At 70.7% G+C, this 26,752-nt stretch carries 24 protein-coding genes and 1 tRNA gene; 5 read left to right on the forward strand and 20 right to left on the reverse strand.

What is annotated here, in order from left to right; translation table 11 throughout:
• Positions 1 to 32: 32 nt before the first annotated feature.
• The 19 genes from H6693_03410 to H6693_03500 form a co-directional block, all read right to left on the reverse strand.
• A complete protein-coding gene (locus H6693_03410; protein MCB9515218.1) occupies positions 33 to 1,481 on the reverse strand; it encodes a flagellin in 1,449 nt (482 codons plus the stop codon).
• A 255-nt stretch (positions 1,482 to 1,736) separates the two neighbouring features.
• Positions 1,737 to 1,973, reverse strand: coding sequence for a carbon storage regulator CsrA (gene csrA / locus H6693_03415; GenBank protein ID MCB9515219.1), 237 nt, complete (start codon positions 1,971 to 1,973; stop codon positions 1,737 to 1,739).
• A gap of 21 nt (positions 1,974 to 1,994) precedes the next feature.
• A complete protein-coding gene (locus H6693_03420; GenBank protein MCB9515220.1) occupies positions 1,995 to 2,501 on the reverse strand; it encodes a flagellar assembly protein FliW in 507 nt (168 codons plus the stop codon).
• Between the two features lie 16 nt (positions 2,502 to 2,517).
• The gene (locus H6693_03425) at positions 2,518 to 4,038 is read right to left on the reverse strand and encodes a hypothetical protein (protein MCB9515221.1); all 1,521 of its coding nucleotides are present in this window, start codon (positions 4,036 to 4,038) and stop codon (positions 2,518 to 2,520) included.
• A gap of 8 nt (positions 4,039 to 4,046) precedes the next feature.
• Entirely contained in the window at positions 4,047 to 5,438 is a 1,392-nt protein-coding gene (gene flgK, locus H6693_03430; protein MCB9515222.1) for a flagellar hook-associated protein FlgK, read from the reverse strand.
• A gap of 9 nt (positions 5,439 to 5,447) precedes the next feature.
• The gene (flgN, locus tag H6693_03435) at positions 5,448 to 5,933 is read right to left on the reverse strand and encodes a flagellar export chaperone FlgN (GenBank protein ID MCB9515223.1); all 486 of its coding nucleotides are present in this window, start codon (positions 5,931 to 5,933) and stop codon (positions 5,448 to 5,450) included.
• Complete coding sequence (locus H6693_03440; protein ID MCB9515224.1) at positions 5,923 to 6,384, reverse strand: hypothetical protein; 462 nt, start codon at positions 6,382 to 6,384, stop codon at positions 5,923 to 5,925. Before H6693_03440 ends, flgN begins: the two co-directional genes overlap by 11 nt.
• A gap of 9 nt (positions 6,385 to 6,393) precedes the next feature.
• Positions 6,394 to 7,506, reverse strand: a complete 1,113-nt coding sequence (locus H6693_03445; GenBank protein ID MCB9515225.1) for a flagellar basal body P-ring protein FlgI — start codon at positions 7,504 to 7,506, stop codon at positions 6,394 to 6,396.
• A gap of 8 nt (positions 7,507 to 7,514) precedes the next feature.
• Entirely contained in the window at positions 7,515 to 8,102 is a 588-nt protein-coding gene (locus H6693_03450) for a flagellar basal body L-ring protein FlgH (protein MCB9515226.1), read from the reverse strand.
• Positions 8,099 to 9,058: a flagellar basal body P-ring formation protein FlgA gene (gene flgA / locus H6693_03455; GenBank protein ID MCB9515227.1), complete on the reverse strand. Its 960-nt coding sequence runs from the start codon at positions 9,056 to 9,058 to the stop codon at positions 8,099 to 8,101. The genes H6693_03450 and flgA overlap by 4 nt, the downstream gene beginning before the upstream one ends.
• Positions 9,059 to 9,064: 6 nt before the next feature.
• Positions 9,065 to 9,847 carry a flagellar basal-body rod protein FlgG gene (flgG, locus tag H6693_03460; GenBank protein MCB9515228.1) on the reverse strand — a complete coding sequence of 261 codons (783 nt, stop codon included), beginning with the start codon at positions 9,845 to 9,847 and terminating at the stop codon, positions 9,065 to 9,067.
• Between the two features lie 48 nt (positions 9,848 to 9,895).
• Positions 9,896 to 10,615, reverse strand: coding sequence for a flagellar hook basal-body protein (locus H6693_03465; GenBank protein MCB9515229.1), 720 nt, complete (start codon positions 10,613 to 10,615; stop codon positions 9,896 to 9,898).
• Between the two features lie 228 nt (positions 10,616 to 10,843).
• The gene (locus H6693_03470; GenBank protein ID MCB9515230.1) at positions 10,844 to 11,164 is read right to left on the reverse strand and encodes an STAS domain-containing protein; all 321 of its coding nucleotides are present in this window, start codon (positions 11,162 to 11,164) and stop codon (positions 10,844 to 10,846) included.
• Positions 11,164 to 12,753 carry a serine/threonine-protein phosphatase gene (locus H6693_03475; protein MCB9515231.1) on the reverse strand — a complete coding sequence of 530 codons (1,590 nt, stop codon included), beginning with the start codon at positions 12,751 to 12,753 and terminating at the stop codon, positions 11,164 to 11,166. The genes H6693_03470 and H6693_03475 overlap by 1 nt, the downstream gene beginning before the upstream one ends.
• The gene (locus H6693_03480; protein MCB9515232.1) at positions 12,750 to 13,643 is read right to left on the reverse strand and encodes an HDOD domain-containing protein; all 894 of its coding nucleotides are present in this window, start codon (positions 13,641 to 13,643) and stop codon (positions 12,750 to 12,752) included. The genes H6693_03475 and H6693_03480 overlap by 4 nt, the downstream gene beginning before the upstream one ends.
• A gap of 89 nt (positions 13,644 to 13,732) precedes the next feature.
• Positions 13,733 to 14,101: a PilZ domain-containing protein gene (locus H6693_03485; GenBank protein MCB9515233.1), complete on the reverse strand. Its 369-nt coding sequence runs from the start codon at positions 14,099 to 14,101 to the stop codon at positions 13,733 to 13,735.
• A gap of 27 nt (positions 14,102 to 14,128) precedes the next feature.
• Positions 14,129 to 15,988, reverse strand: coding sequence for an RNB domain-containing ribonuclease (locus H6693_03490; GenBank protein ID MCB9515234.1), 1,860 nt, complete (start codon positions 15,986 to 15,988; stop codon positions 14,129 to 14,131).
• Positions 15,989 to 16,182: 194 nt separating this feature from the next.
• Positions 16,183 to 16,557: an integration host factor subunit beta gene (locus tag H6693_03495; protein ID MCB9515235.1), complete on the reverse strand. Its 375-nt coding sequence runs from the start codon at positions 16,555 to 16,557 to the stop codon at positions 16,183 to 16,185.
• 415 nt (positions 16,558 to 16,972) lie between these two features.
• Positions 16,973 to 18,208 (reverse strand): hypothetical protein, encoded by a 1,236-nt coding sequence (locus tag H6693_03500; protein ID MCB9515236.1) that lies wholly within the window; start codon positions 18,206 to 18,208, stop codon positions 16,973 to 16,975.
• Positions 18,209 to 18,341: 133 nt separating this feature from the next.
• Between H6693_03500 and H6693_03505 the strand changes: the two genes are divergently transcribed.
• The 5 genes from H6693_03505 to H6693_03525 are packed head-to-tail and all read left to right on the forward strand — an operon-like array spanning position 18,342 to position 26,527.
• Complete coding sequence (locus H6693_03505) at positions 18,342 to 19,442, forward strand: carbohydrate-binding family 9-like protein (protein ID MCB9515237.1); 1,101 nt, start codon at positions 18,342 to 18,344, stop codon at positions 19,440 to 19,442.
• Positions 19,443 to 19,451: 9 nt separating this feature from the next.
• Positions 19,452 to 21,803 (forward strand): sodium:solute symporter, encoded by a 2,352-nt coding sequence (locus tag H6693_03510; protein ID MCB9515238.1) that lies wholly within the window; start codon positions 19,452 to 19,454, stop codon positions 21,801 to 21,803.
• A complete protein-coding gene (locus H6693_03515) occupies positions 21,803 to 22,804 on the forward strand; it encodes a hypothetical protein (GenBank protein MCB9515239.1) in 1,002 nt (333 codons plus the stop codon). Before H6693_03510 ends, H6693_03515 begins: the two co-directional genes overlap by 1 nt.
• A 1-nt stretch (position 22,805) precedes the next feature.
• Positions 22,806 to 23,771, forward strand: coding sequence for a glycoside hydrolase family 130 protein (locus H6693_03520; protein MCB9515240.1), 966 nt, complete (start codon positions 22,806 to 22,808; stop codon positions 23,769 to 23,771).
• A complete protein-coding gene (locus tag H6693_03525) occupies positions 23,771 to 26,527 on the forward strand; it encodes a hypothetical protein (protein MCB9515241.1) in 2,757 nt (918 codons plus the stop codon). Before H6693_03520 ends, H6693_03525 begins: the two co-directional genes overlap by 1 nt.
• A gap of 72 nt (positions 26,528 to 26,599) precedes the next feature.
• Here the strand turns inward: H6693_03525 and H6693_03530 are convergent.
• A tRNA-Ala gene (locus H6693_03530) sits at positions 26,600 to 26,672 on the reverse strand.
• Between the last annotated feature and the right edge of the window lie 80 nt (positions 26,673 to 26,752).

The following is a 26,752-nucleotide window of genomic DNA, read 5'->3' on the forward strand; positions in this document are numbered from 1 at the left end:
TGGGGACGCGTGGGCTGTCCGGGAGCGTGGCGCTAGCCCTGCAGGAGCTGCAGGACCACCTGGGGCGCGCTGTTCGCGTGCGCCAGCATGGCCGTCGCGGCCTGGAGCATGATCTGGTTCCGCGTGAAGGTGGCCATCTCCGCGGCCATGTCGGTGTCCCGGATGGTCGACTCGGCCGCCACCAGGTTCTCTTCCGCCACGCGCAGGTTGTTGACGCCGCTCTCGAGCGTGTTGCTCTGGAAAGCGCCCAGCGTGCCGCGGATCGTGCTCACCTCTTCGATGGCCTGGTCGATGACGGCCAGCGAATCGGCCGCCTTGTGCGCGTCGAGGATGCTGATCTCGGCGAGGCTGCCGAACTGGTTGCTGCCGCCGCCGGTGATGTCGAGCCCGGTGCCCAGCGTGGCCGCCGCCATGTTGCCGATGGACAGCGTCACCTGCTGCCCGGCGTTGGCGCCCACCTGGAAGACGAGGCTGTTGTTGCTCACCTGCACCGTGCCGGCAACGCCCGCAGCGGCCGTGGTCGAGACCGTGAGGCCATCCACCATGCTGCCCGCGCGGCCGGTGAGGATCGCGCCGAGGCCGTCCGCCTGGTAGGCCGTGGCGCCCACGTTGAAGCTGCCGGCGATGTCCACGCCGTCGTCCGTGTCGCCCACGCCGGCCGAGAAGCCGCTCTGCGTGCCGTCGGTGGCCGCGTTGCTTGACACGATCGTGAAGTCGCCCGCGGTGCCCCAGACCGAGCTGAGCAGGGTGATGTCCGTGCCGTCGGTGCTCGCCTGCACCGCGGTGGAGTTCGTGTAGGCGTTGATCTTGTCCACGATCGTCTGGGCGTCGTCGCCCGCCACCAGGTTGACCGACACGCTGACACCCGTGTTGTCGTTGGTGATCGTGAGGGTCTCGTCGGCGGCGATGCCGGCGATGGCGCCCGAGTTGCCGGTGGCCAGCGTGGCCTTCTCGGCCTGGGTCGTCACCACGACATCGTAGGTGCCGCTCTCGGTGCTGGCCGAGCCGCTGAGGAAGGTGACGCTGCCGCTGGTCACGTTGCCGGTCACGCCGTTGGACCCGTCGAGGAGCTTCTTGGTGCCGAACTGGGTGTGCTGGGCGATGCGGTTGATCGTCGCCAGGGCGTTGTTGATCTCGGCCTGGTCCGCGGCGAGATCGGCGGCGCTGTTCGCGCCTTCGTTCGCCGCGTGGATGGCCAGCTCGCGCATGCTGGTGAGCAGCGCATGGACTTCCGTGAGGGAACCCTCGGCGGTCTGCACCATGGCCGTGGCCAGCTCGCTGTTCTCGATCGCCTGGCCGAGGCCGGCGATCTGCGCGCGCATGTTCTCGGAGACCACCAGGCCGGCCGGGTCGTCGCCCGCCTTGTTGATGCGCAGGCCGCTGCTCAGCCGCTCCAGCGAGCGGGAGAACCCCATGTCGTTCCGCGACAGGTTGCGGTACGCATTCATGGACGCGATGTTGTGGTTGATTCGGAATGCCATCTTCGCTTCTCCTTAAGCATCCGCCCGCGGCGGCTCTTGCTGTCCTGGATCCGTCGCGCTCCCTTGCCACGGATCACGGTCCCATTCGCTCAGGCGGCCGGTCGTCTGCGGCCGTCCTCACCCTTCATCGGCCGTCCTCACCCTCACTTGAGCGTTTTTTCCACGTTGCGCGCTCATGCGAAGGGGAGAGTTGATTCTGCGCCCGGCCGCGCCTTTCGCGCAGCCCCGCACCGCCCGTCGACATCAACGGAACGCTCACGCCCGCCGGGGCGGCGTGGCCGGCCCGGCGCCGTCGTCGTCCAGGCCCTGGCGCTCCGCCGCCTCTTCGTTGGCGGCCCTGATGGCGGCGTAGATCTCTTCACGGTAGATGGCGATCGCCCGGGGCGCGTCGATGCCCAGCTGCACCGTGTCCCCGCGGACGTCCACCACCGTGATCTTGATCTCCTCGCCGACGATGATGCTCTGATCCCGTTTTCTGCTCAGTACAAGCACAGTGGCTCCTTCCGCTCGTGCTCAACCGATGCTCTCGACCGCGGCCTGTCGGCGGGCGGTCTGTGACACCTTGCGCTGAACCGCCTCAAGCTCCTCGCCCGAGAGCAGGGCCCGCAGGGGTTCGTGCGTGCTGTAGCCGGAGTCCTCGACGATGACCTGCCGCCCCCGCCGCGACCCGGCGTGAACCAGCACCGGCCCCATCAGATTGCCCGTGGTCTCCTGCCAGCTGCCCCGGAAGGTGCAGAGGACGAAGACGCCGAGTTCCTCGGGATCAGACACGTCCAGCCCGCGGAGGTCACTTTCCGTCAGGCCGAGGCTGAACTCCGGCTCGAAGAGCGCGGGTTCGGCGATCAGGAAGCCCACGGACGGGTCGTCCACGGACTGAAGCCAGCGGAAGGGCACCTTCTCCTCGAAGTCGGCGATGAGGAACTGCCGCAGGTTCGGCATCCCGACCAGGCCCTCGGGCAAGGTGATGCGATCCTGCTCTCGATACTCCATGGCGCCGAAGCGCGTTCCGGTCAGTTGCATTGCGTACTCTCCGTGCTTACAGGTAGTTCGAAAGGGTCAACTGGAAGATGTTCGAGGCCATGAGCAGCGACGCCTGGTAGACCGACTCCGCGCTCTGGTACTGCAGCAGCGCCTCGGTCATGTCCGCGTCCCCCACCTCCGACAGGGCCGCCGTCATGTTGAAGTTGCGGGTTTCGAGGGTGGACTGCGCGTCCTCGGCCAGGTTGAGACGGTTGCCGAGCGTTCCGCGCGTGGCCGTGAAGTGATGCTCCAGGGCTTCGAGCTCCGGCAGCAGGGCCCGCACGGCGGCGCGGTCCCCGTTCTCGAGGGCCTCGCGCAGGTCGAGCAGGGCGCTGAAGGGCCGCACCGGCACGGCGCTGCCCACCAGGCCCATCAGCTCCGCCGTGGCGTCGCCCTCCACGGCCTGGATGGCCACGCTCGCCGAGCCCACGCCCCCGACCTCCAGCCGGTTGCCTGCGTCGGCGATGGTGACGCTGACCCCGGAGACTGAGTTCAGCAGCCCGCGGAGATCCCCGACGGTCAGGGCGCCGGAGAGGTCGAGCTTCACCGGGGGCTCCGCGCCGTCGACCACGACGGCCACCTCGCCCAGCGGCAGAGTGACGCCGCGCAGCTGGCTCAGCAGGGTCGTGTCGGTGAACGAGGGGTCGAGGTCACGGCTGCGCAGCGCTCCCCCGCTGCCGCCGTTCACCAGGCCCAGCACGGCGGCGGTGCGGTCGCCCTGGACGTCCTCGATCCGCACCTGCCCCTGGGGGTTCAGGTCGTCGCGGATCTCGAGCCGCTCGCCGTCCACGATGCTCACCCGCAGCGCGGGCAGCGCGGTCTGGATGCGCTGGCGGACCTCGCTCAGGTTCGTCGCGCCGCGCAGGTCCACGACGGCCGACTCGCCCGCGCCGTCGGTCAGGCGGACGCGGCCCGGCTCGAGGCCGGCGCCGTCGAAGAACTGGTTCAGCGGCGTGGCCCAGGTGGTGACCGGATCCCAGTCCACCGTGCCCGCGAAGCTCGCCGCCCGGTCGCCGAAGACGTCGCTGCCGGGAATGTTGTAGCGGAGCGACAGCCCGCTGCTGATCGCCGTCCCCAGCTCGATGTCGTCGCCCCGGTAGGTGATCGCGTTGCCCTCGCGCACGAAGGGCGCCTCCCGCCCCTGGGAGCCGCCGAAGAGGTAGCGGCCGCCCTGCTGCGCGTTGGCCTGGTTCAGCATGTCGTCGATGAGATTGTCCAGCGACTCCGCCAGGCCCGCGAGATCGTTGCTCGAGTCCGCGGCCGTGAGGGCGATGTCGTGCGCGGCGCGGACGTCCTGGGCCGCCGCGGCCACCGCGGACTCGGAGTAGGTGAGCCAGCGCGACGCGCTGGCCACGTTGGCCTGGTACTGCTCGTTGGTGGCCAGCAGCGCACGCAGGCGGAGCATGTGCTCGGCGCCGGCGGGGTCGTCGCTGGCGGTGGTGATGCGCCGGCGCAGATCGATGCCGGCCATGCGGTCGTAGGCGCGGTTGATGTTTCCGAGCAGGCTCGACTGCCACATCTTCTGGGTAACGCGCATCGTGCCTCCTAGAGGATCGTCAGCAGGGTCTGCAGCATCTCGTCGACGGCGCCGATCACCTTGGACGCCGCCTGGTAGGTGGTCTGCACCACCAGCATCTGGGCCAGCTCCTCGTCGATGTTCACGCCCACCTCTGACTCGAGCTTCTCGGTGAGTCCCGTCTCCAGGCGCTCGGCGGCCGCCTGCAGCTGCTGGCTGGACGCGCTGCGCGCGCCGAGCTTGCCCACCATGCCCGTGTAGATGCCCTGGAGCGACAGACCGTTCGCCGCGTCGACCACGTCGGTGTGCAGGTCGAAGATCGCCGAGGCGATGTCGCGCCCGTCGGGCAGCGTGCCCGACAGGGAGACCTGCGCGGGGTCGGCCAGCAGCGCGGCGTTGACCGCGATCGTGCTGGCGTCGCTGCCCGTGAAGAAGTCGATGCCGCCGCCGCCGTCGCCGGTCGCCGACTGGTGGATGGCGTTGACGCTGTCGATCAGTCCCGCGGCCAGGGCGTCCAGGCGCTCCAGCACGGTGGGAATCTCGGTGTCGAGCATCGCCAGCAGCCCCTTGAGCTCGCCGCCGGCCGGCGTGAGCGGATGGTTGTCCGCCAGGGGGAAGAGGCGAAGGCTGTCGACGCGCTCGCCCGCGGCCAGCTCGCTGCCGATCCCGTGCACCGTGACGTGATCCACCAGTACGCGCCCGCCGGTGTAGACCTTGAGCTGTCCCTGCTCCGTGAACTCCCAGGTGGCGCCCACCAGCGCCGAGAGGCGCTGAAGGCGCTGGTCGCGGCTGTCCTCGAGGTCCGCGCGCGACGAGTCGTTGAGCGAACTGCTCGTGAGGGCCAGGTTGAGGTCGGCCACCTGCTGCAGCAGGCCGTTCACCTCGTCGACGCCGGCTTCCACCTGCTCGCGGAGACTGTCGGCCTCCTCGAGGATGCTCTGCGCCACGTCCCGCAGGCGGTGGGTCAGCGTGCTCGCCGCCTCGAGGATGAGGTTGCGCGTGTCGGCGTCCTCGCCCGTCATCTCCGGGTTCACCACGGGCTGCCAGGCGTTGAGGAAGGCGTCGAGGGCGTCGTTGATCCCCGTCTCGCCCATGGTCTCGTCCACGGGTTCGCCGAGGATCGTCTCCAGCGCGCCGTAGCCCGTGGCCAGGGCCGCCTGCTCGCCGCGGTTCGCGCCCACCCGTCCCAGCTGGTTGAGCACGAAGCTGTTCGCGAAGCGCTCCACGCCGTCGATCTGGACGCCCCCGCCCAGTCCGCCGCCATAGCCGATCACGTTGCCCCGCGCCGAGACGCTGAGCCGCTGGCGGTGGTAGCCGGGCGTGTTCGCGTTGGCGATGTTGTGGTTGAGAATCCCGAGGCTCATCTCCTGGGCGAAGATGGTGAGCTTGGAAGTCTCGAGCAGACCGAAGAGTCCGGACATGGCAGCCCCCTAGGCTCGCAAGGACAGCAGGCTGCCCTCCACGGGGCGCCCGTCGTCGGTGCCGCCCGTGGCGGCGGCCAGCATGGCCTGCAGGGCGGCGAAGTCCCCCTGCAGCAGATCGAGACGGTGCTCGCTGAGGCGGCGGTTGGCCGCATTCAGCTCGCCCAGCCGCTCCGCGCTCGCGCGCAGGGCCTGCTGGATGCGTCGAAGCGCGTCGTCCCCGTCGGGCAGCGCGCCCAGCAGACGGCCGAGCGTGCAGCTCGTCCCCTCGCCCAGCGCCTCGCCCAGCGCGCGGGTGACGGCCACGCGCGCCTCGCTGTGCTCGCGCGCCGTCGCCACCGCGCCCACCTGCGCGCGCAGCGTTCGCTCCACCCCCGCGGCCTCGCCGGCCAGCAGCGCGTCGTGGTGTTCCCGGGTGCGCGCCTCGAGCGTCTCCCAGGCCTCCAGTTCGTTTCGCAGCAGCGCCTCCAGGCGGCGCAGTTCGTCAGCGCTCAACATCGGCGTCGACTCCTTCCGTGGGCAGCATGACCCGCAGCAGCGCCTGCTCCAGTCCCTTGCCCATGCCTCCGTCCTCGGCCAGCAGCCGTCCGAACTGCTCGTCGATGAGTCCCTGGTAGAATTCGCCACCCTGCATCTTTCCCGTGCCGCCCCCCTGGCTGGCGCTCGCCGTCATGGCGCTGGCCAGCGTGCGCAGGAAGACGGCCTCGAAGGCCTTCACGGCCTCCTGGGCCTCGCGCCGGCTGCCCGCCGCGGCCGGCTGCAGCGACTGCAGTCCGCCGGGCACCTGCCGGCCGTCCAGCTGCACGAAGCTCGGCGCGTCCGACTGCCGCTCCGCGGGCTTCAGATCCGCGCTCGCGGCGGACTGCGCCGGCCGCAGCGCCTTGCTCGTGCTCGCCTTCAGCGGCAGCAGCCGCGCGGCGTTCGGAGTGATGCCGGGGGTCGCCATGCGCGCCTCCTACATGATCACCAGCTCGGCCTGCAGCGCGCCGGCTTCCTTGAGGGCCTGGAAAATCGCCACCATGTCGCGCGGGCTCACGCCCAGCTCGTTGAGGGCGCGGGCCACCTGCTCGACCGTGTTGGTGCGGTTCAGCACCGCGAGCTGGCCCTGGCCGTCGGTGACGGCCGCGTTCACCTGCGGCAGCACCTTCGTCTCGCCCTGCCCGAAGGGCGCCGGCTGACTCGCGCCGTAGTTCGTGGAGATCTCGACGCGCAGGTTGCCGTGCGCGATGGCCACGTCCTTGATCGAGACGTTCTCGCCCACCACCACCGTGCCCGTCCGCTCGTTGATCACGACGCGGGCCGGCAGGTCCGTATCCACGTTCAGGTTCTCCACCTGGGCGACGAAGCTGAAGCGGTCGGCCTCGTAGGCCGCCGGGATCCACACGGAGACGCGGCCCGGCCCGTAGGCCTGCGCGGCCTCGCTGCCCATGGCCTCGTTGATCCGCCTGGCCACGTTGGTGGCGGTGGTGAAGTCGGGGTTGTGCAGGCTCAGCTCCACGTGGTTGTCGCGGACGAGCTGGCCGTCCCAGTCGCGCACCATCTGCGCCCCGGCGGGGATGCGCCCCACCGTGCTGTGGTTCTGGCGAAGGCTGTTGCCCGCGCCGGCGTCCACGTTGAAGCCGCCGATGGAGATGGGGCCCTGCGCCACCGCGTACTGCAGGCCGTCGGCCTGCCGCAGGAGGGGCGTCATCAGGAGCACGCCGCCTTCGAGACTCGACGCGTCGCCGAGGCTGGAGACGGTGACGTCCATGGCCCCGCCCTCGCGGCTGAAAGGCGGCAGCAGCGCCGTCACCATGACGGCCGCCACGTTCTTCAGCTTCAGCTGCTCGGGATCCAGGGTGTGGCCGAACTTCTCCATCATGCTGGCGACCGAGTAGGTGGTGAAGCCGGTCTTGCTGCCGTCGCCGGTGCCGTTCAGGCCCACCACGATGCCGTAGCCGATGACGTGCTCGCCCCGGCTGCCGTCGACGGCGGCGATGTCCTTGATGCGCGCCGCGCCGGCCGCGCCGGCCGCCGAGGCGGTCGCCGCCAGGGTCAGTACCAGGATCCACGCTCGCTTGCGCTGCATGCCCGCTCCTAGAAGAACCAGTTGATGAGCCGCGTCAGAAAGCCGGGCTCGTTGCCGTTGGCCACGTCGCCGGTGCCGTCGTAGTGGATGACCGCGTCGGCGATGGCGCTCGAGTTGATCGTGTTGTCCGGCCCGATGTCCCGGCTGCGGATGATGCCGGTCAGGCTCATCTCCTCGATCTCGCCGTTGCGCTTGATCTCGCGATGGCCTTCCACCCGGAACATCCCGCCCGGCAGCTCCTCGACGATCCGCACGCTCATCACGGCGCTGAGCTGTCCCTTGCGCGTGGTGTTGCCCTTGCCGTCGTAGGTGGTCTTCTGGCTGAAGCCCCAGAGCGGGATGAAGTTGAGCGCGCCCTCGCCCGGGCCGCCGGCCGTGTCGTGCTTGCTCTCCGTGCCGGTCTTCGCGTCGCTGCTGGCGCTGCTGTTCTCGGTGATGAGCACGGTCAGCAGGTCGCCGGGCTGGTGGGCCTTCACGTTGGCGAAGAGGCTCCCGCCCGCGTTGCTGTCCCAGAGCGCGTCGGCGCGCGCGCCGGCGGCGCCGGCGAGCAGCGCGAGTGCAAGACCGGCCTGGCGGACGGAACTGCGCATCGTCATGAACTGCCTCCTGAAAGCGGTACGTAGCTGGGCACGACGACCCCGGGACCCGCGACGCGGTAGCGCCGCTGGGCTCCGCCGCCGTCGAGGGGCTGCACGGTGACCAGGTCGCCGAGCGCGCCGTCGCCGCGGGCGATCCCGCGCAGGCTCACGCTCACGGCGCCGCGCACCAGACGCACTTCCACCTCGCGACCACTCTTGACGAGCGGCGCCGGGCGCACGTTGCGCCGCGTGATCACGTCGCCGGGGTGAAGCGGCTCGCGCAGCTGCGCGCCCACGAGCCCCGCGGGGTCGAGGGCCTCGCCGTCGATGGCGAAGGCGTCGCGCTCCTCCAGCGTCCAGGCGCTCAGCGTGGCGCCGCGGGGCTGGGACAGCGTCGCCACCCCGACCTGCACCGGTCGCGCGCAGCGAAAGCGCAGCGCGACTTCGCTCGCAAAGCCCGCCGCATCCTCCAGGCTCAGCCGCGCGACGCCCGACGCGCGCGGCGGCGTCGGCGGCAGCGTCAGCGTCCAGCGCACGCGCGAGGTGGCGCAGCAAAGGGGTTCGGGCCAGCCGTCCACCGACTCGCCGTCGAGGCGCAGGCCCAGGGAGTCCAGCCGCGTCGTCAGCTCCGCGCCCACGGCGGCCCTCAGCGCGCGCGTGTCGAGGATGACGCCCGGCGTGGCCAGCCGCAGACTGTCGGGACCTTCGACGCGGCCGCGCCAGCCCCAGTCCGCGAGCTGACGTTCGAGGCGGCGCTTGCTCAACGTCGCGCTGCGCCCGGGCGCGGGACTTCCCCCCACGAACCGCGAGTCCAGCGCGCCCGCGCTGCCCTGCGCGAGCAGATCGCCCAGGGTGAGGCTCGGCCCGCCGCAGTCCACCCGCGCGCGCAGGACGAGCCTGCCGCCCTCGGCCCCCCACGCGTGCGTGGCGACCGAGACGGCGAGAAGGCAGGCGAATGCGAGGCGTCGGGTCACGTCGGCCTAGCGCTTGAGCTGGTTGGTGACGGTCAGCATGTCCTCGGAGGTCTGGATGGCCTTCGAGTTGAGTTCGTAGGCGCGCTGCGCCTCGATGAGACGGATCATCTCCTCCACGACGCTCACGTTGCTCGATTCGAGCAGGCCCGCCTCCACGGCGCCCACGCCGTTCTGTCCGGGCGTGCCCAGCTGGGCGACGCCGCTGGCCTCGGTCTCGCCGTAGAGGTTGTTGCCGAGGGCGCGAAGCCCCGCCGGGTTGGCGAAGCGGTAGACCTCGAGATTGCCGAGCTCGCTCGACGTCTCCTCGCCGGCCGCGCGCACGAGGACGAGCCCGTCGCGCCGGATGCCCACCTCGTCGGTGCTCTCGGGAAAGGTGAAGCCCGGGGCGACGCGCAGTCCGCCCGCGGTGACGAGGCTGCCCTCGCCGTCCATGGAGAAGCTGCCGTCGCGCGTGTAGGCGTAGCTGCCGTCGGGCTGCTCGACGCGGAAGAAGCCGTCGCCGGTGATGGTGAGGTCGAGCGCGTTGCCCGTCACCTGCGTGGCGCCCTGCGTGAACATGCGCCGCACGGCGGCCAGGCGCACGCCGTGGCCGACCTGCACCGGCTGGATGCTCGCGCCGGCGGCCTGCCGCTGGTTGGGCGAGATCATCTGGTAGAGCAGGTCCTGGAACTCCGCCCGGGAGGCCTTGAAGCCGGTCGTGTTCACGTTCGCCAGGTTGTTGGCGATGGTGTCCACGTAGAGCTGCTGGGCCCGCATGCCGCTGGCGGAAGTGGACATCGCTCGCATCATGGCTGCTCTCCTGACTGCGTGTCGGGGCGCTCACGCCCCGGTTCGGTTCTAGGCGCGCACGGCGCCCACGCGCTCCACCGCCACCCGCAGGGTGTCGTCGGCGGCCTGGGCCGCCTTCTGGGCCATCTCGTAGGCGCGGAAGGCGCGGATCATGTCCACCATCTCCTCCACCGCTTCGACGTTGGAGCCCTCCACCCGGCCGGCGAGCACCTGCGTCTCGCCCTCGGGCACGGGCTCCGTGCCGCCGGGGGCTTCGAGGAGGTTGTCGCCGCGGCGCAGCAGGGCGCTGCCCGCCACGGGCCGCACGACGGAGAGGCGACCCACGGGGCGGTCGCCGTCGAGGACGGTGCCGTCGGGCAGGATGCTGCCCACGGTCTCGATGCGAACGGGACTCCCGTCGGCGAGCACGGGATTGCCGGAGGAGTGGAGCAGCTCGCCGTTCGGCCCCAGGCTGAAGGCGCCGTCGCGGCTGAGGCGGGGGCCATCGGGCGTCTCCACCTCGAAGTAGCCGTCGCCCATGAGGGCGGCGTCGAGCGGGTTGCCCGTGCTCTGCAGCGGGCCCTGGACGCTGGACGTCGCGCTGCCCACGCTCAGACGACGCGTCGCGGCGCCGCCGGGCGCCGCGGGCTGCGCGGTCTCCTGCGCGACCTGCGCGAAGAGCTTCTTGAAGCCCGGCGTGGTCACGTTGGCGAGGTTGTTGGCGATGAGCTCGTGACGGCGAAGCTGGACCTGCATGGCCCTGCCGCTGCTCTCCAGCGCCTTGATCATGGCTTCTCCCCCGGATCGCGCGCCGCTTCTCCCGAACGGCGCGTTGTCCGCAGGCCAGCATCAAGGGGCGTGCCACGCCTCGTCGTTCCCGACGATGCCGGCAAGTGGTGTCAATGCTGCAACTTGGCGCGGTCGTCGCGCCGCGGGACGCGGCCGGGGGCAAAGCGCGACCACCCCGGCGGGCAAAAGCTGCCCACCGGGCGGGGTGAGGAGGGAAGTCGGCCTGGCCTAGCTGGCCGGCGCCTCTTCGGGCTGGATGTCGAGGATCTGGTCCAGCCGCGTGATCTTGAAGACGCGCCCCACGTGGTTGCGCAGGTTCGTCAGGCGCAGCTTCTGCCCCTTGCGCTCCATGCGCTCGTGAAGCGTGACCAGGAAGCCGAGGCCCGAGCTGTCGATGTACTCCAGGCCGTCGAGATCCAGGATCAGTGTCTGCGGTCCCCCCAGATACCCCTCGGCCATGCGTGAGAACTCGGGCAGCGAGTAGACCTCGATCTCGCCCTTCACGCTCAGGACGACCGCGTCGCCCTGCTCGGTGCTCCGGATTTCCATTACTGCTTCCCTTCTGACTGGTAGTGAAAGGTCAGGGCCGTCAGGTCGTCGGGCCAGGGCTGCTCGCCCCGGTAGCGCTCCAGATCGTCGACCAGGCGATCGAGAAGGGCCGCGGCCGATTCGTCGGCGCCGGCGGCGAGGCGATCGCTCAGGCGCTCGGCGCCGTAGAGCGCGCCCGACGGATCACGGGCGTCGGTCATGCCGTCGGTGTAGATGAGCAGGCGGTCGCCGTCGTCCAGGGTAAACGTGCTCTCCGGGTACTCCTGCCCGCTGCGCAGCCCCAGGGGGATGCCCCCCAGCGCCTCGACCGCATGGCCGGGTTCGCCCGCGCGCGCCCGCAGGATGGCCTCGTGGCCCGCCGAGGCCATGCGCACCCGGCGGCCGCCCTGCTCGAGCCGAAGCACGCAGGCGGTCACGAAGTGCCCGCGCAGCCGGCTCGTCACCAGCAGTTCGTTGAGCCTGCCCAGCACCTCGCCCGGCCGCAGATCCTGGAAGACGAGACTGTGCACCATGGCCTGCAGCCCGCTCATGCGGATGGCCGCCTGGATGCCCTTGCCCGACACGTCCGCCACGATGGCCAGCAGGTCGCCGCCGGGCAGGGCGAGCACGTCGTAGTAGTCGCCGCCCACGGCGAGCGCCGGCAGGCTGACGCCGGCGATGTCGAGCTGTTCCAGTCGCGGCAGCTCCGCCGGCAGCAGCTTGCTCTGGATCTCCTTCGCCACCTTGAGCTGCTCGTTCAGCCGGTGCTGGCGGATCTGCTCGCGGTGATCCAGCGCCTTCTGCAGCGCGATGCCGCCGATGTTGAGACAGGAGCGGATGAGCTCCTGCCGGTGCGCGCCGACGTCCAGGCGCTCTCCGGAGACCAGGAACACCTGCGCGCGATGGGGCGGCTTGAGGGCGATGGGCAGATGCAGCACGGTGGCCATGGAAAACGACGCGAAACGTCCGGCCGGCAGGCGCACCTGCTGGAAGATGCCCTCGCCCTCGACACGCCCCTCGTCGACGGCGGCCACCAGCTCCACCAGCAGCTCCGCCGGCAGACCCCAGCGGGCCTCGGCCACGGCGCGGCTGTCGTCGCGAAGCAGGGCGGCGCCCACTTCCGCGTCCACCAGGTCCACGAAGAACTTGAGGATCTGGGTGAGGACGAGTTCCTCGTCCAGCTCGCCGAGCAGCTCGCCCATCGCCTTGAGCGCCTGGACGTGCGCGAGGCTCTCGTCGATGAGCCGGCTCTGCTGGTCGATGAACTTGTGATAGTAGAGGGCCAGGCCCACGTGCTGGGCGAAGCGGGCGATGGCGCCGTCGTCGTCGACGGCCGTCGCGGGCAGGTGCAACGCGCCGAGGTCGCCGCCCTGCACCGAGAGAGGCAGGCGCAGCGCGTCGCCGCCGCTCAGCCGCTTGCCGACGCCCTCCCCGGACTCCATCTCCAGGAAGGCCTTGCGGCGGCGGTCGAGCAGCGTGATCGCGAAGCGCTCCACGTCGAACAGCTCGTGCAGAAGCCGGCCGAGCACCTGCTGGTAGGCGGCCAGATCCTCCGCGCCGTAGAGCTGCTGGAGCGCCAGGCTCTCGTCCGTGCGAGGGGGAGCGCTCATTCGTCGTCGACGTAGTAGTCTTCGACGTGAGCGAGCTTCTGTCGCAGCTCCCAGAGCAGCGGCAGGAAGGCGCCGGGCGGGAACTGGAGCGCGGTGAGGAGGTCCTCGAAGTCCTCCTCCTCGATCTCGCGGCCGAGGTCCATGAGGGACCTGGTGCCGACGCTCCACGTGTTGCAGATGCGGTCGGCCAGGCTGATCACCGCGGCGCCCGCGTGGAAGCCCTCGTCGGTGAGCGGCTGGTGGTGATGCCGAAGCGCCTCGCGGATGTTCGCGGGGATGCGCCAGCGCTCGAGGATCTTCTCGCCCAGCTCGGTGTGGTCGTAGCCCGCGGCGTCCATCTCGGACTCGAGGCTGAAGCGCCCCTCCTCGTTCGCCGCGCCGGGGTCGAGGTAGTCGTCGATGATGAGCTTGCCGATGTCGTGCAACAGGCCGGCGACAAAGGCCTCCTCGCTGCCCAGCGGCCCGTTCTTGAGGCCCTCCATCAGCGCGCGGCAGGTCATGCCCACGGCCATGGAGTGGAGCCAGAAGCCCGCGTCGGGATAGCGGTAGGCCTTCATCTGGTGGCGGAGCAGACCGCTCGAGCTCACCGCGTAGACGATGTTCTTGAGGTTGTCCATGCCGATCAGCACCACGGCCTCGTGCACCGTGTGGATCGCGCGGGAGCTGCCGAAGAAGCTGCTGTTGGCGACCTTGAGCAGGCGGGCCACCAGGGCCTGATCCTTGATCAGGATCTTCTCGAAGTCGAGGGCCGTGAAGTAGTCCTTGGCCGAGAGCTCCAGGAACTCGCCTACCACGGTCGAAAGACTCGGGATGTTCTCGATCTGCGTCAGCACGCGCTTCTGAAGCGTCTTCTTCTCCACCAGACCTGCGATGGACGGACTGTCGGACATGCCAGAGGTCTCCTTTCCGGGACGCATAGGGCCACGGAAGGACTATCGGCTTCCCGAGCGGTCGCTTTAGGGGAAAGCTGGCGGCGTAGCTAGCGGGCGGTCGCTTTGCCGAGACGGCGCTCGAGGAACCCGTCGAGCAGCGACTGGTCGTCCTCGTCGAGATCCATGAAGAACACCGCGACCTCGTACTCGCGGACGCTGGGGTCCTCCGCCTCGGGCTGGCAGCGCACGACGATGCCGTCCGGATGGATCGTGCAGGCCGGATGCGCCTCGTCGGCCGGCAGCTCGAGCGTGACGGGCAGGCGCGTCCCCTCGCCCATGAAGTACTCGCTGCCGAAGTAGGCGCCGTTGCGGCTGAGGTCGACGGTCTCGCCCAGTCGGGCGACCTCGCGATTGGGCATGCGCAGAGAGACCGGTACCTTGATGCGAAGGCGCGGCGCCCGACGTCTTTCCTGCATGCTCACCTCCCGGCTCGTGTGCTTCCTCTAAGTGTCGTCCGAGTCCCCGTCACGCTCAAGCAAAAACTGCAGCCGACGGGTGTAGAGGTTCGCGTCCACGAGGCGCACGGGCAGGCGGTCGCCCTCCCGAAAGCGGAGGCCGCTGTGCTCGCCCCGCAGCTCCTCGCGCTCCTCGTCGTAGACGAAGTACTCCCGACCCAGGAACTGCGCCGGCAGGAAGCCCTCCACGCCCGACTCGGGCAGGCGCAGCAGCAGGCCCGTGGGAAAGACGGCCGCGAGCTCGGCCTCGAAGGACTCCCCCAGGCGCTGGCGCGCCCAGAGCACCATCTCGAGGCGCAGGCTCTCGCGCTCGGCGCGCAGCGAGTTGAGCTCGCAGTCGCTGAGCCAGCCGGCGAGCTCGGCCATGCTGCGGCCGCGCGCGCCGCGGGGAATCACCGCGCTGGGCCGCCGGGTCTCGGGGGCGAAGTCGTGTTCGAGGGCGTGGCCGCGGGTCTCGTCCATGAGCGCCTTCAGGGTGCGATGCACCTCGAGATCCGCGTAGCGCCGGATGGGACTCGTGAAGTGCAGATAGTCGCGCCAGGCGAGGCCGAAGTGGCCGTCGTCGCGCTCGGCGTAGACGGCCTTCGCCATGGCCCGCAGCAGCTTCATCAGGAGGACCTGCCGGTCGGGCCGGTCGGCGAGCAGCTGGGCAAGGCGCTGGAAGTCCGCGCTGCGCACGACCCGCCCGGGTCGCCAGGCCACGCGCCGATGCTGGAGCGTGGTGACGAGGGCGCTCACGTCGTCCGGCGACGGCGGCGGGTGCACGCGGTAGAGCGCGGGGCGCCCCTGCTCGCGCAGAAGCCTGCCGACGGCGTGGTTGGCCGCCAGCATGAACTCCTCGACGATGTGATGGCTCCGCAGCACCGGCACGGGCGCGAAGGCCTCGACCCCCTCGCCGCGATCCTTGGGACGAATCTCCGGCAGCTCGAACTGCAGCGCGCCGCCTTCGGCCCGGGCCGCAGCCAGACGCGAGGCCAGCGCGTCCATCGCGCGCAGGGTCGCCGCGGGCTCGGCGTTCCCGGGCGCCAGCAGCGCGGCCTCGGCGTCCTCGTAGCTCATGGCGTGCGTCACGCGCAGCCGGCTGCGGACGACCCGCACGCGCCGGACCGCCGTGTCCGCGTCGAGATCCATGAACACGGACATGGCCGCGCGATCCTCGCCCTCGCTCAGCGAGCAAGCCTGCCCCGAGAGCAGGGGCGGCAGCATGGGCACGGTGTCCAGGTAGAAGTAGGTGGAGTTGCCCCGGCGACGCGCCTCGCGATCGAGGGCGCCGCCCTCGGCCACGAAGGCGGACACGTCGGCGATGTGCACGCCGAGCCGCCAGCCGCCGCCGGGCAGCGGCTCCAGGCTGATGGCGTCGTCGTGGTCGCGGGCGTCGGCGGGGTCGATGCAGAGCACGCGCAGGCCGCCCTGGGCCTCACGCCCGGGTTCTTCGGCTGGCGCCGCATCCGCGCTGGCTCTCGCCTCCCTCTCCACGGCGGGCGGGAAGACGGCCTCGAGCCCGAACTCCGCGTAGAGCTCCTTCATCCCGAGCGCCCGCTCGGTCTCCACGCTCGCCGGCTGGAAGGCCGCGGGCAGCGCCGCGCGCAGTCGGTCGCCCTGGGGCCGCTGCGTGGTCCGCTCTCTGTTCAGGGAGCGCCCGACGCCCTGCGCAGGCGCGGCGCCGGGCAAAAGAAAACGCCCCCGATCCCGCCGGAGCTGGTCCTGGCGCAGGATCCGGAGCACGTCTCGTCTGAACTCGCGGTACTCCTCGCGGGGGACGCCGAGGAGGCGGGCTGCCCTGCGCAGGGTCAGCCCGCCGGGATGCCTCCCCAGCAGCTCCAGGAAGGAGCGGATGCGGTCGCGCAAGCGCTAGTTACTTCTTCTTGTGACGATCCTTGCGCATGCGCTTCTTCCGCTTGTGCGTGGCGATCTTCTTGCGCTTGCGCTTCCTGCCGTTGGGCATGCCTCATTACCTCTTCGTCTGAGCAGCACTTCTCCCCTGTCGGGAGAGGCCATCCCGGTTTGATCGTGGTTCCGTTCGAGTCGGATCGAGAGGGGGCTCAGCCCCGATCGGCCCCTTCCGTGCCCGCAGCCTGCACGGCGCGATTGACGAGCGACTTGAGCTCGTTGGAGGCCTTGAAGAAGGGCACCAGCTTGGCGGGCACGAAGACCGAGGTGCCGGTGCGCGGGTTGCGGGCGCGCCGGCTCCGGCGCTGCTTCACGCGGAAGCTCCCGAAACCACGCAATTCCACCTTGTCCCCGCGGGAGAGGGCCATGCTGATGTTGTCGAGCACGAGGTTCACGACGATCCCCGTGTCCTTCTTGCTCAGAGTGACACGCGTGGAGATCTCCTCGACGAGATCGGCCTTGGTCATACTCCCCCTTCTCGGGAGGCTCGGCGACTTGCGGCGTCGCGCCGCGTCCAGCCTCTCCATCCGAAAGACGCAACGCAAGGTATCACCCGCACTTGCGTTTGTCAAACCCTAAGGGGTGGGGAATCAAGGGAAAGGGGCGACCGACTGGCCGCCCCCACTGATGGCGCTCTCGCTAAGAAAAACCCCGCCCGAGCCGTAGTACCAAACGCGGAAAAGCGCAGCACACGAGAAGTGAGATTGGGCCCCCGGCTTGGTTGTCTCGCACTGGGCAGGGCAAAGTCGCTGGGGGCGGTCCATCAAAAGCAGGGCCAGACTCGGCTGCCGGCGGATGAGCCCGTCCCGAAGCCGAGTGCTCAGGCTAAGTTCCTCGATGACAAACGATTGCAGGTTGTTGCAAAAACGCGATGGGCCGCGCCCCCGGTGGGCCGGGGCGGCAATTTGCAGCCACCCGTGCAGGCTCTTCCCGGGCCTGCTCTCAGGCGCGGAGGGTGGCGCGTGACGGTTCGGTCGCGGCAAAGAAGTCGGTGATGGTCCGGGCCAGCGCCGCGTCGAGCGAGCGCCCGCGGCGCTGCATCACGATGGCCGCCGTTTCGAGCGCCTTGTCGAGGGCGTAGGTCGTCGTGCCCGCCTCCGATCCCCAGAGAAAGGCCGGCAGCCCCTTGGGGGGGAAGTCCGCGCCGAACCAGTTGGTGAAGGGCTCGAGCACGGTGCCCGTGTTGATGCGTCCCTGGATGCCCACCTTCACGTGGTCGCCCAGGCAGCAGCCGAGGAAGCGCCGCCGGCTCTGCAGTTCCCGACCCGCCTGCAGGACGCGCACGTCGGAGTAGTTGTTCTTGAGGTCGCTGTTGGTGACGCCCGCGCCCAGGTTCACCCACTCGCCCACCGCCGCATGGCCGAGGAAGCCGTGGTGCTGCTTGTTGGCGTAGCCCTGGAACTGCGCCTCCTCGATCTCGCCGCCCAGCCGGCACTCGGGCCCGACGAAGCAGCCGTGCAGAAGCTGCGTGTGCGGCTTGAGCCGCGTTCCGGGCCCCACGTAGCAGGGCCCCTGGATGACGCTCAGCGGCCCCACCCGCACGCCCCGGTCGATGAGCACGGGGCCGCCGCTGGCGTCCACCATGGCGCCTGCGGCGATCTCCGCGTCCGCCGCCAGGTGGACATCCTCGGCCGCCACCCAGTCCATGCGATCCTCCCGGCGCCAGGCGCCGGTCCCCAGCAGCAGGCCACGGTCGGCGGCCAGCGCGCGGGGCGCCTGCTCGTAGAGCTCCCACCAGTACTGGAGGACGGGACCGAAGGCGCAGTCCCGGGCCTTCGGCGCCGGGTCGGGCCAGGTCGCGCCGGGCTGCTGGGACGCCAGGAACTCGCGCGCCGCCGGGCCGGCCAGACGGAGCGCGACCACCTGGCCGTCGACGTCCACGCGCTCGCCGGGCGCGAGAGCCTCGAGCCGCGCCTCGCCCAGCAGCAACAGGTTGCCGGCGACGAGGAGCAGATCCTCGGTGTCGAACAGCGCCTCCGGCGGCGGCGGGCAGAGCCCACGCAGCGACGGCCGGCTCCAGAAGTGAAGCGAATCGGCCGGCACCTGGTCCAGCACGCGCTCCACGAGACGCCGCGCGCCCACGCGCAGCTCCCAGCAGGGACGCAGCGCCACCGGCGGGCCGAAGCCCTCGCAGCCGGCGGGTTCGAAGAGGATCACGGGGACGGTCCTGGCGCGCATGCGTTGCCTCCGGGCTGGCGGGTCGGGCGGGCTCAGCCTAGGCGAGCCGCTCTCCACATGCAAGGCAAGCAAGCGCCGCGCCTGCCCGCCTTTCCGCTTTCGGGGACGTGGGCCGAGCGTGTAGGCTGACCGCATGAAGACGCGGTGGCTGATCCTGCTCGCACTGCTCGCGCCCACGGCGGCGCTCGCGGACGACTTCCCCCTGCCGCAGCTGGACCTCGATACGTGGAAACCGCTGGGCTACGCCTGCGGCCGCGCGGAGCAACCCCCAGTGATCGACGGCCGCCTCGACGACGCGGCCTGGGGGCGCAGCGAGTGGACACCGGATTTCGTGGACATCCGCGGCGGGTCCGCACCCACTCCCCGCCACCGCACCCGCGTCAAGATGCTCTGGGACGACGACTACCTCTACATCGGCGCCGACCTGGAGGAGCCCCATCTCTGGGCGACGCTCACCCAGCGCGACGCTGTGATCTACCACGACAACGACTTCGAGCTGTTCATCGACCCCGACGGCGACACCCACGACTACTACGAGCTGGAGATCAACGCCCTGGGCACGGTCTGGGATCTGTTGCTCACCGCCCCCTACCGCGACGGCGGGCACGCCGTGGACAGCTGGGACATCGCGGGGCTGAAGAGCGCCGTGCACCTGGACGGCACGCTCAACGACCCTTCGGACACCGACCGCGGCTGGAGCGTCGAGCTGGCGCTGCCCTGGACCGTGCTGGAAGAGTGCGCGGCGCAGGGGAGACCCCCGCAGTGCAAGGACACCTGGCGCGTGAACTTCTCCCGCGTGCAGTGGCAGCTCGACGTGGTCGACGGCGCCTACCGGAAGCGCGTCGACCCCGAGACCGGAAGGCCTCTGCCCGAGGACAACTGGGTCTGGTCGCCGCAGGGGCTCGTGGCCATGCACTATCCGGAGATGTGGGGATTCTTACACTTCGGGGGCAAGGAGAGCGGTGGTTTCGTCTTCCGTGAGACGCTGTCGAGGTTTCGCCGCTTCTACTACGCTCAGAAGCGCTACTACGCTCAGACAGAACGCTACGCACGGGACCTGGACGAGTTGGCCGTGAGAGTGCCCGTGTCCGAAGCATGGCGGTCGTTCAGCCTCGATGTGAGCCCCATTGGCTACTCGGCATCTGGGTACGATGCAAGCACCAACCGCTACGGATTCATCGACGATTCCGGGTGTGAGCGGACGCACCCCGGGAAACCCCGGTCCTTCTACTAAGGCCCCGCCGTGAACATGGCACCCCTCGACTGGATCATCGTCGCGGCCATGCTGGCGCTCATGGGCACGGGCATCGTCGCCAGCCGGCGGCGCATGCAGAGCGTGGCGGACTTCCTCGCCGCCGGCCGCGCGGCGGGCCGCTACCTGCTCAGCGTGGCCAACGGCATCGCGGGCCTGGGCGCCATCACCATCGTCGGCCTCCTCGAGATGAACTACGTCGCCGGCTTTTCGATGAGCTGGTGGAGCCTGACCATGGGCGTGTTCGTGCTCCTGGTCACCGTGACCGGCTGGGTCACCTATCGCTTCCGGCAGAGCCGCTGCCTCACGCTGGCCGAGTTCTTCGAGCGTCGCTACAGCAAGCGCTTTCGCATCTTCGCGGGGCTGCTGGCCTTCGGGTCGGGCCTGGTGAACTTCGGCATCTTCCCGGCCGTGGGCGCGCGCTTCTTCATCCACTTCTGCGGGCTGCCCGCGCAGCTGGGACCCGTGCCGACCTTCCCGCTGGTCATGGCCGTGCTGCTGGGCATCGCGCTCACCTTCGTCTACACGGGCGGCCAGGTGGCCGTGATCGTGACGGACTTCGTGCAGGGCGTGTTCGTCAACCTGGTCTTCGTGGCGTTGGTGCTCTACCTGTTCGGCCACGTGCACTGGGAGCAGATCCTCGAGACGCTCAACATGGCCCCCGAGCGCGCGAGCCTGATCAACCCCTTCCAGACCAGCCAGGTCGAGGACTTCAACTTCGTCTACTTCCTGATCGGGATCTTCGGCCTGCTCTACGGCACCATGAGCTGGCAGGGGACACAGGCCTACAACGCGTCGGGCATCAGCGCGCACGAGACCAAGATGGCCGGCGTGCTCAACAACTGGCGCGGCTTTCCGCAGAACCTGTTCCTACTGCTGGTGCCGATCATGGCCTACACCGTGCTGCGGCATCCGGACTTCGCGCCGGTGGCGCAGGCGGTGCGGGACGCCCTGGGCGGCGTGGACAACGAAGCCGTCCGCAGCCAGCTGCGCACGCCGCTGGTGCTCACGCACCTGCTGCCCGTGGGTTTCATGGGCGCCTTCGCGGCGGTCATGCTCGCGGCCTTCGTGAGCACGCACGACACCTACCTGCACTCCTGGGCGAGCATCCTGGTGCAGGACGTCATCCTGCCCTTCCGCGCACGGCCCTTCACGCCGCGGCAGCACCTGCTGGCCCTGCGCCTCGCGATCCTGGGCGTGGCGCTGTTCATCTTCTGCTTCAGCCTGCTCTTCCAGCAGAGCGAGTACATCTTCCTGTTCTTCGCGATCACGGGGGCGATCTTCGCCGGCGGCTCGGGCGCGGTGATCATCGGCGGACTCTACTGGCGACGCGGCAGCACCGCGGCCGCGTGGACGGCCATGAGCGCCGGCGCGATCATCGCCGTGGGCGGCATCCTGATCCATCGCCTCGATGCCGGCCTCTTCGAGGTCGTTCGCAGCGAGTTGCCGCTGCTTCAACGCGCCGGCTGGCGAGTGCTGGGCTGGCTCTTCGCGATCAACGGCCAGCAGTACTGGGCGCTGTCGATGTTCGCGTCGACACTTCTCTACATCGCCGTGTCGCTGCTGGGACCGCGCCGCCTGCACGACCTCGACCGCACCCTCCATCGCGGCGCGCACGCCCGCGTGGACGAAACCCGCGTCGCCACGCCTGCGCCCGCCCGCGGCTGGCGCCTGCTCGGCATGGGCCGCGAGTTCACGCGCGCCGACCGCGCGATCTACCTGCTGACCTATGCGCAGACGGGCGCGTGGACGCTCATCTTCATCGGCGGCACGTTCTGGAGCCTGCGCCACCTGGACCCGGCGCCGGACTACGGCGCCGTCCCCGAGCCAGCCCGCAGCGAGCTCGTGGCCACCGAGGCGCTGCTGGCCGACAAGAACACGCCGGCCGACGCCTGGGCGCCGGCGGCCGCGCGGCTCGATTCGCTGCTCGCGGCCGCGCCCGCCAGCGACCATCCGCTGCTCCGGCAGCGCCTGGGCCTCTGCCTGCTCAAGGCCGACGAGCCCGCCGCCGCGCTCCCCCATCTTCAGCGCGCCGTGGAGCAGGACTCCACCTTCGGGCGCGCGTGGACGTCCCTTGCCGAAGCCGCCAGCGCCACCGGCGACGTGGCGCTCGCCCAGCGCGCCGCCGCTGCGGGGCTCCGCTGGCTGGATCCCACCAGCCGCGGCTGGACCCGCTACTGGCGTATCTACGTGGTCGTGCAGGTGCTGCTGGCCGTCTTCACCATCGTCTGGTTCACGGCGGGCGGCCTGCGCGACCTGCGCGCGCTCTTCCGCCGGCTGGACAGCGCCGCCCGCGACGCCCGTGACGACGGCGTCGTCCACCACTCCGGGGAGGACGCCTGATGCGTCGCCTGGCCATCCCGTTCGTCGCCCTCGTCTGCGCCTGCGCGCCGGCGCCAGCGCCGCTGCCGCCGGTGGAGCGGCTCATCGTGTTCGACGACAACGTCATCGCCTTCGTCCCCGCCGACTCCACCCGCTACGCCACCGCGTCGGTGGACACGCGCGACGCGGGCCGCGTGCTGGTGAGGCCCCACGAGTTTCCGCCGCGCCTGAGGAACGTGCCGCTGCGCATCACGGCCCACGTGGCCACGCGGCCGATCCCGCAGGACATCCAGCACGTCCACGATCCCTGGGACCGCGCGGGCAGCGTGCGGCTGCAGCCTCCGACCGGGCCCGCGGTGGAGCTGCTCAAGTTCATCACGGCCTACGGCGGGGCCACCGAGCACACGGCCGACGTGAGCTGGGCGCGACCGCTCCTCCGGGGCCACGTCGACTTCGAGGCTACAGTGGACACCTGGTCCGATCCCGGCTGGCGCCTGGACTTCACCCTCACCCTCGCACCGGACCCCGGCGCCGACGATCCCGACTGGGCGCTGCCGCTCTTCTGCGAGGACGCCATCACTCGGGTCGCCATGGATGCGGGGACCATCGACTGCCCCGTTGAGATCCCGCAGGACGTCGGCCGCGTGGAACTGCTCCTCTTCACCAGCGGACACTGCACCGACGGCCGTGGCGCCGACGAGTTCGAGACGCGCGATCACGTGGTCACGGTGGACGGCCGAGAGGTGCTTCGCCTGCGTCCCTGGCGCGACGACTGCGGCCGCTTCCGCGCCATCAACCCGTACTGCCGCCGCTGGAGCGACGGCAGCTGGTCCAGCGACTACAGCCGCAGCGGCTGGTGCCCCGGGGACCAGGTGGCGCCCCTGCGCGAGGATCTGAGCGCGGCCCTGCCCCCGGGCCCGCACGCGCTGGCCTACCGCATCGAGGGCATCCGCCCCGCCGACGCCGACGGCAACTACGGCTACTGGCGCTCCAGCGCGGTCCTCATCGGCTGGAGGCGCTGAGATGTGGCTCCGCCGCGTCGCCGACACGCCGCTGCTCACCGCGGCGGAGATCCGCTCCCGCGAGCCGCGCCTCGCCGATCCCAGCAGCGTGTTCAATCCCGGCGCGCTGCGCGCGGGCGGGCGCATCCACCTCATGCTGCGCGTGCAGAGCCGCGGGCGCGAGACCTTCCTCGTGATGGCCGCCAGCGAGGACGGCCTCCGCGTCACGGTCGCGCCGGAGCCCATCCACCTCGCGGGGCTCGACGCCCTCGGCGAGCCGGTGCACCACGTCTACGACGCGCGCCTGACCACCCTCGACGGCCTGCACCACGCCCTCGTGGCCGTGGATCTCGACGACCGCTGCGAGCTGGGCCTGCTCAGCAGCGCGGACCTTCGGGACTGGCAGTGGCGCGGGCTCGTGTCCCGCGGCGGCAATCGCAACGGGGTGCTCTTCCCCGCGCGCGTGGGCGGCCGCGCGCTGCGCCTCGACCGTCCGAATCGCGTGGCGGCCGGCGCGGCCGGCGCGGGCGACGCGATCTGGCTCAGCGAGTCGGACGATCTCCTCCACTGGCGTCCCGTAGGTCCGGTCGCCGCGGGCCGCCCGCGCTCCTGGGACGAACTGCTGGGCCCCGGGCCGCCCCCCGTGCTCACCGAGGCCGGCTGGCTCGCGCTCTATCACGGCGTGGCGACGCACCACGGGGGCGTGAACGTCTACCAGGCGGGCGCGCTGCTGCTCGACGCCGACGACCCCACGCGCGTCCTCGCCCGCACCCGCAACAACCTGCTGGAGCCGCGCCTCCCCTGGGAGCTGAGCGGCCAGGTGCCGAACGTGGTCTTCCCCTCGGGGATGGTCCTGCCCACCCACGACGGCCCTGGCCCCGCCCCCGCGGACGCGCGCGTGCTCGTCTACTACGGCGCCGCCGACACCTGCATCGGCGTGGCCGAGAGCACCGTGGGCGAACTGATTCGCGCCTGCCAGGAGGACTGATGCCCGAGCGCCCGGCGATCGTCTATCTCGTGAGCCACACGCACTGGGATCGGGAGTGGTACCTCACCGCGCACGAGTTCCAGGTGGACCTGGAGCGCGTGGTCGAGGGTGTGCTCGATCGCCTGGACGCCGGCGGCGAGTTCAAGCACTTCGCGCTGGACGGGCAGACCATCGCGCTCGAGGACTACCTGTCCGTCCGACCCGAGCACGCGCCGCGCGTGGCCGCGCTGTGCAGGGAGGGCCGCCTCGCGCTGGGTCCGTGGTACGTGCTGCCCGACGAGTTTCTCGTCAGCGGCGAGTCCATGGTGAGGAACCTGCTCATCGGCCACGCCGTGGCCGCGCCCTTCGGCGGCGCGCAGAAGGTGGGGCTCATGCCCGACTCCTTCGGCCACCTCGCGCAGATGCCCCAGCTCCTGCGCGGCGCGGGCATCGACAGCTTCATCTACACGCGCGGCAACGACGACGCCGCGGCCGCCCAGGGCCTCGAGTTCGACTGGACCGCCCCCGACGGCAGCCGCGTGCTCGCCGTGAACCAGTGCCGCGGCTACTGCAACGCGGGCGGGCTGGGCTTCCAGGAGATCTGGCACGCGCACACCCGTCGGCGCGTGGAGCCCGCGCGCGCGGTGGAGCAGGTGCGCGAGCTGTTCATTGAAATGGCACGGCACTCGCGGAGCGACGTCTGGCTGCTCAACAACGGCTGCGACCACTTCCCGGTGCAGCAGGACTTCGAAGCCGTGCTGGCGGCGCTGCGCGACGCCTTCCCCGAGATCGAGTTCCGTCACGGCAGCTACGGCGACTTCCTCGCCGCCCTGCGCTCGCGCCCCTTCACGCCGGGCGCGCACGCCGGCGAGTTGCTGGGCGGCAAGGAGCACCACATCCTGTCCGGGGTCTGGAGCGCGCGCATGCCGCTGAAGCAGGCCAACGAGCGCTGCCAGCACCTGCTGGCGCGGGTGCTGGAGCCGGCCAGCGCCGTGGCGCACTTCGTCCACGGTCTGCCCTACCCCGCCGGCGCGATCGGCGCCGCCTGGAAGCTGCTGCTGGCAAACCACCCCCACGACTCGATCTGCGGCTGCAGCACCGACGACGTCCACGCCGAGATGCTCCCGCGTTTCGCGGGCGTGCGCGAGACGGCCACGCGCCTCCTGCAGCGCCAGCTGGGCGACCTCGCCCCCCGCTTCGGCCCCGCGCCCGCCGACGACCGCGCCACCGTCCTCACGCTCTTCAATCCGCTGCCCGTGCCGCGACGCGAGATCGTCGAGCGCCTCGTGGTGCTGCAGCCCTTCGGCTATCGGCTGGACACGCTCGGCCTCGTGGACGCGGACGGCAACGCCGTGCCCTGCGAGATCGTCTCGCGGCAGTTCGTGGAGCGCTTCTGGGGCATCGACTACCGCGCTGCGCTCACGGCCGAGGAGCAGCTCGCGCGCTTCGCGATCTACCGCGAGCAGTTCGGCGAGCGCATCCTCCGCCCCGACAGCGAGGCCGACACCGCCGACTGCTTCCTCCACCTGCGCTTCGAGGCCGCGCTGCCCGCCCTCGGCCACGCCACCTTCACCCTGGTGGAAGACGCACCCACGCCACCGCCCTTTGCGCACCCTGTGCGCGTCGCGGGATCGACCCTCGAGAATGGCCTCGTGCGGGTCGCGCTGCATTCCGACGGCCGCCTCGACCTCGACGACCTCCGCGACGGCCGCAGCTTCCACGGCCTCAACCATCTCGTGGACGACGAGGACGCCGGCGACGAGTACGACTTCTCCCACGCCGCCACGCCGCGCACGGTGAGCGCCGCGGGGCTCGCCGGGGAAGTCGTTCACGTCGACGCGGGTGCCGGGCGCGCCACGGTGGAGGCGCGCTTCAACTGGCTCCTACCGGTGTCACTCGGCGCCGATCGCAGCGCTCGCAGCCCCGAGACCGTGGACTGCCCCGTCACCGTGCGCGTCACGCTCACGGCGGGGAGTCCGCTGGTGGACGTCCGCACGCGCATCGACAACCGCGCCGAGGACCACCGGCTGCGCGCCGAGTTCCCCGCGGGGATAGTCACGGACAGGGTGCTGAGCGAGGGTCACTACTTCATCAACGCGCGACCGCTCACGCCGCCCACGGGCGAGGACTGGGTGCAGCCGCATCCCGGCAGCTACCCGCAACAGGATTACTCGCTGCTGCAGGCCGCGGACGGCGGCCTCGCCGTGCTGAATCGCGGCCTGCCCGAGATCCACCCCCTGCCGGCTGACGGCGGCCTCAGCCTCACCCTGCTGCGCGCCGTGGGCTGGCTCTCCCGGGACGACTTCGTCAGCCGCCGGTGCAGCAACGCCGGCCCCACGCTGGCCACGCCCGACGCGCAGTGCCTCGGGCCGCAGGAGCTCCGCTACGCGCTGCTGCCCTTCGCGGGGCATCACCTGCAGGCGGACGTGAAGGGCGTGAGCGAGACCTGGCGCGCCGAGCCGCTGGGCAGCCAAGGCGTGGCGGCGGGGCTGCGGGCCGGCGGGCCGGGGCTCTTTGCGAAGACGAACCCCCACGTGGCCGTGAGCGCGATCAAGCGCTGCGAGGCGCGCGACACCCTGATCGTGAGGCTGTGGAACTTGAGCGGCGATGCGCAGGTGGAGCGGCTGGTGTTTGGCCCGCCGCCGCGCGCGGCCTGGCGGGTGAACCTACTGGAAGAACGTCAGGAGGCGATCGCGCTGGGCGAGGGGCGCGCTCTCGAGCTGCCGCTGGGGGGCCAGGCGATCGTCAGCGTGGAATTTGAACTCGGGGTCGAATAGACCCCCGTCGCGGCGGTAGCACCTCAACGGAAAGAGCCCGCGGTTGCGGGCTCTCGCAGGCGAACGTTGAGGTGGAGCCGAGGGGGATCGAACCCCTGACCTCATGACTGCCAGTCATGCGCTCTCCCAGCTGAGCTACGGCCCCAAAACGGCTTGCACAATAGCATAGACCTGTGCAAAGTCAAGGGCCTAAGGGGGTACAAAATGGTCACATGGGCCAGTTTC

It is taken from the genome of Candidatus Latescibacterota bacterium (genome assembly GCA_020633725.1).
GTDB lineage: Bacteria > Krumholzibacteriota > Krumholzibacteriia > JACNKJ01 > JACNKJ01 > VGXI01.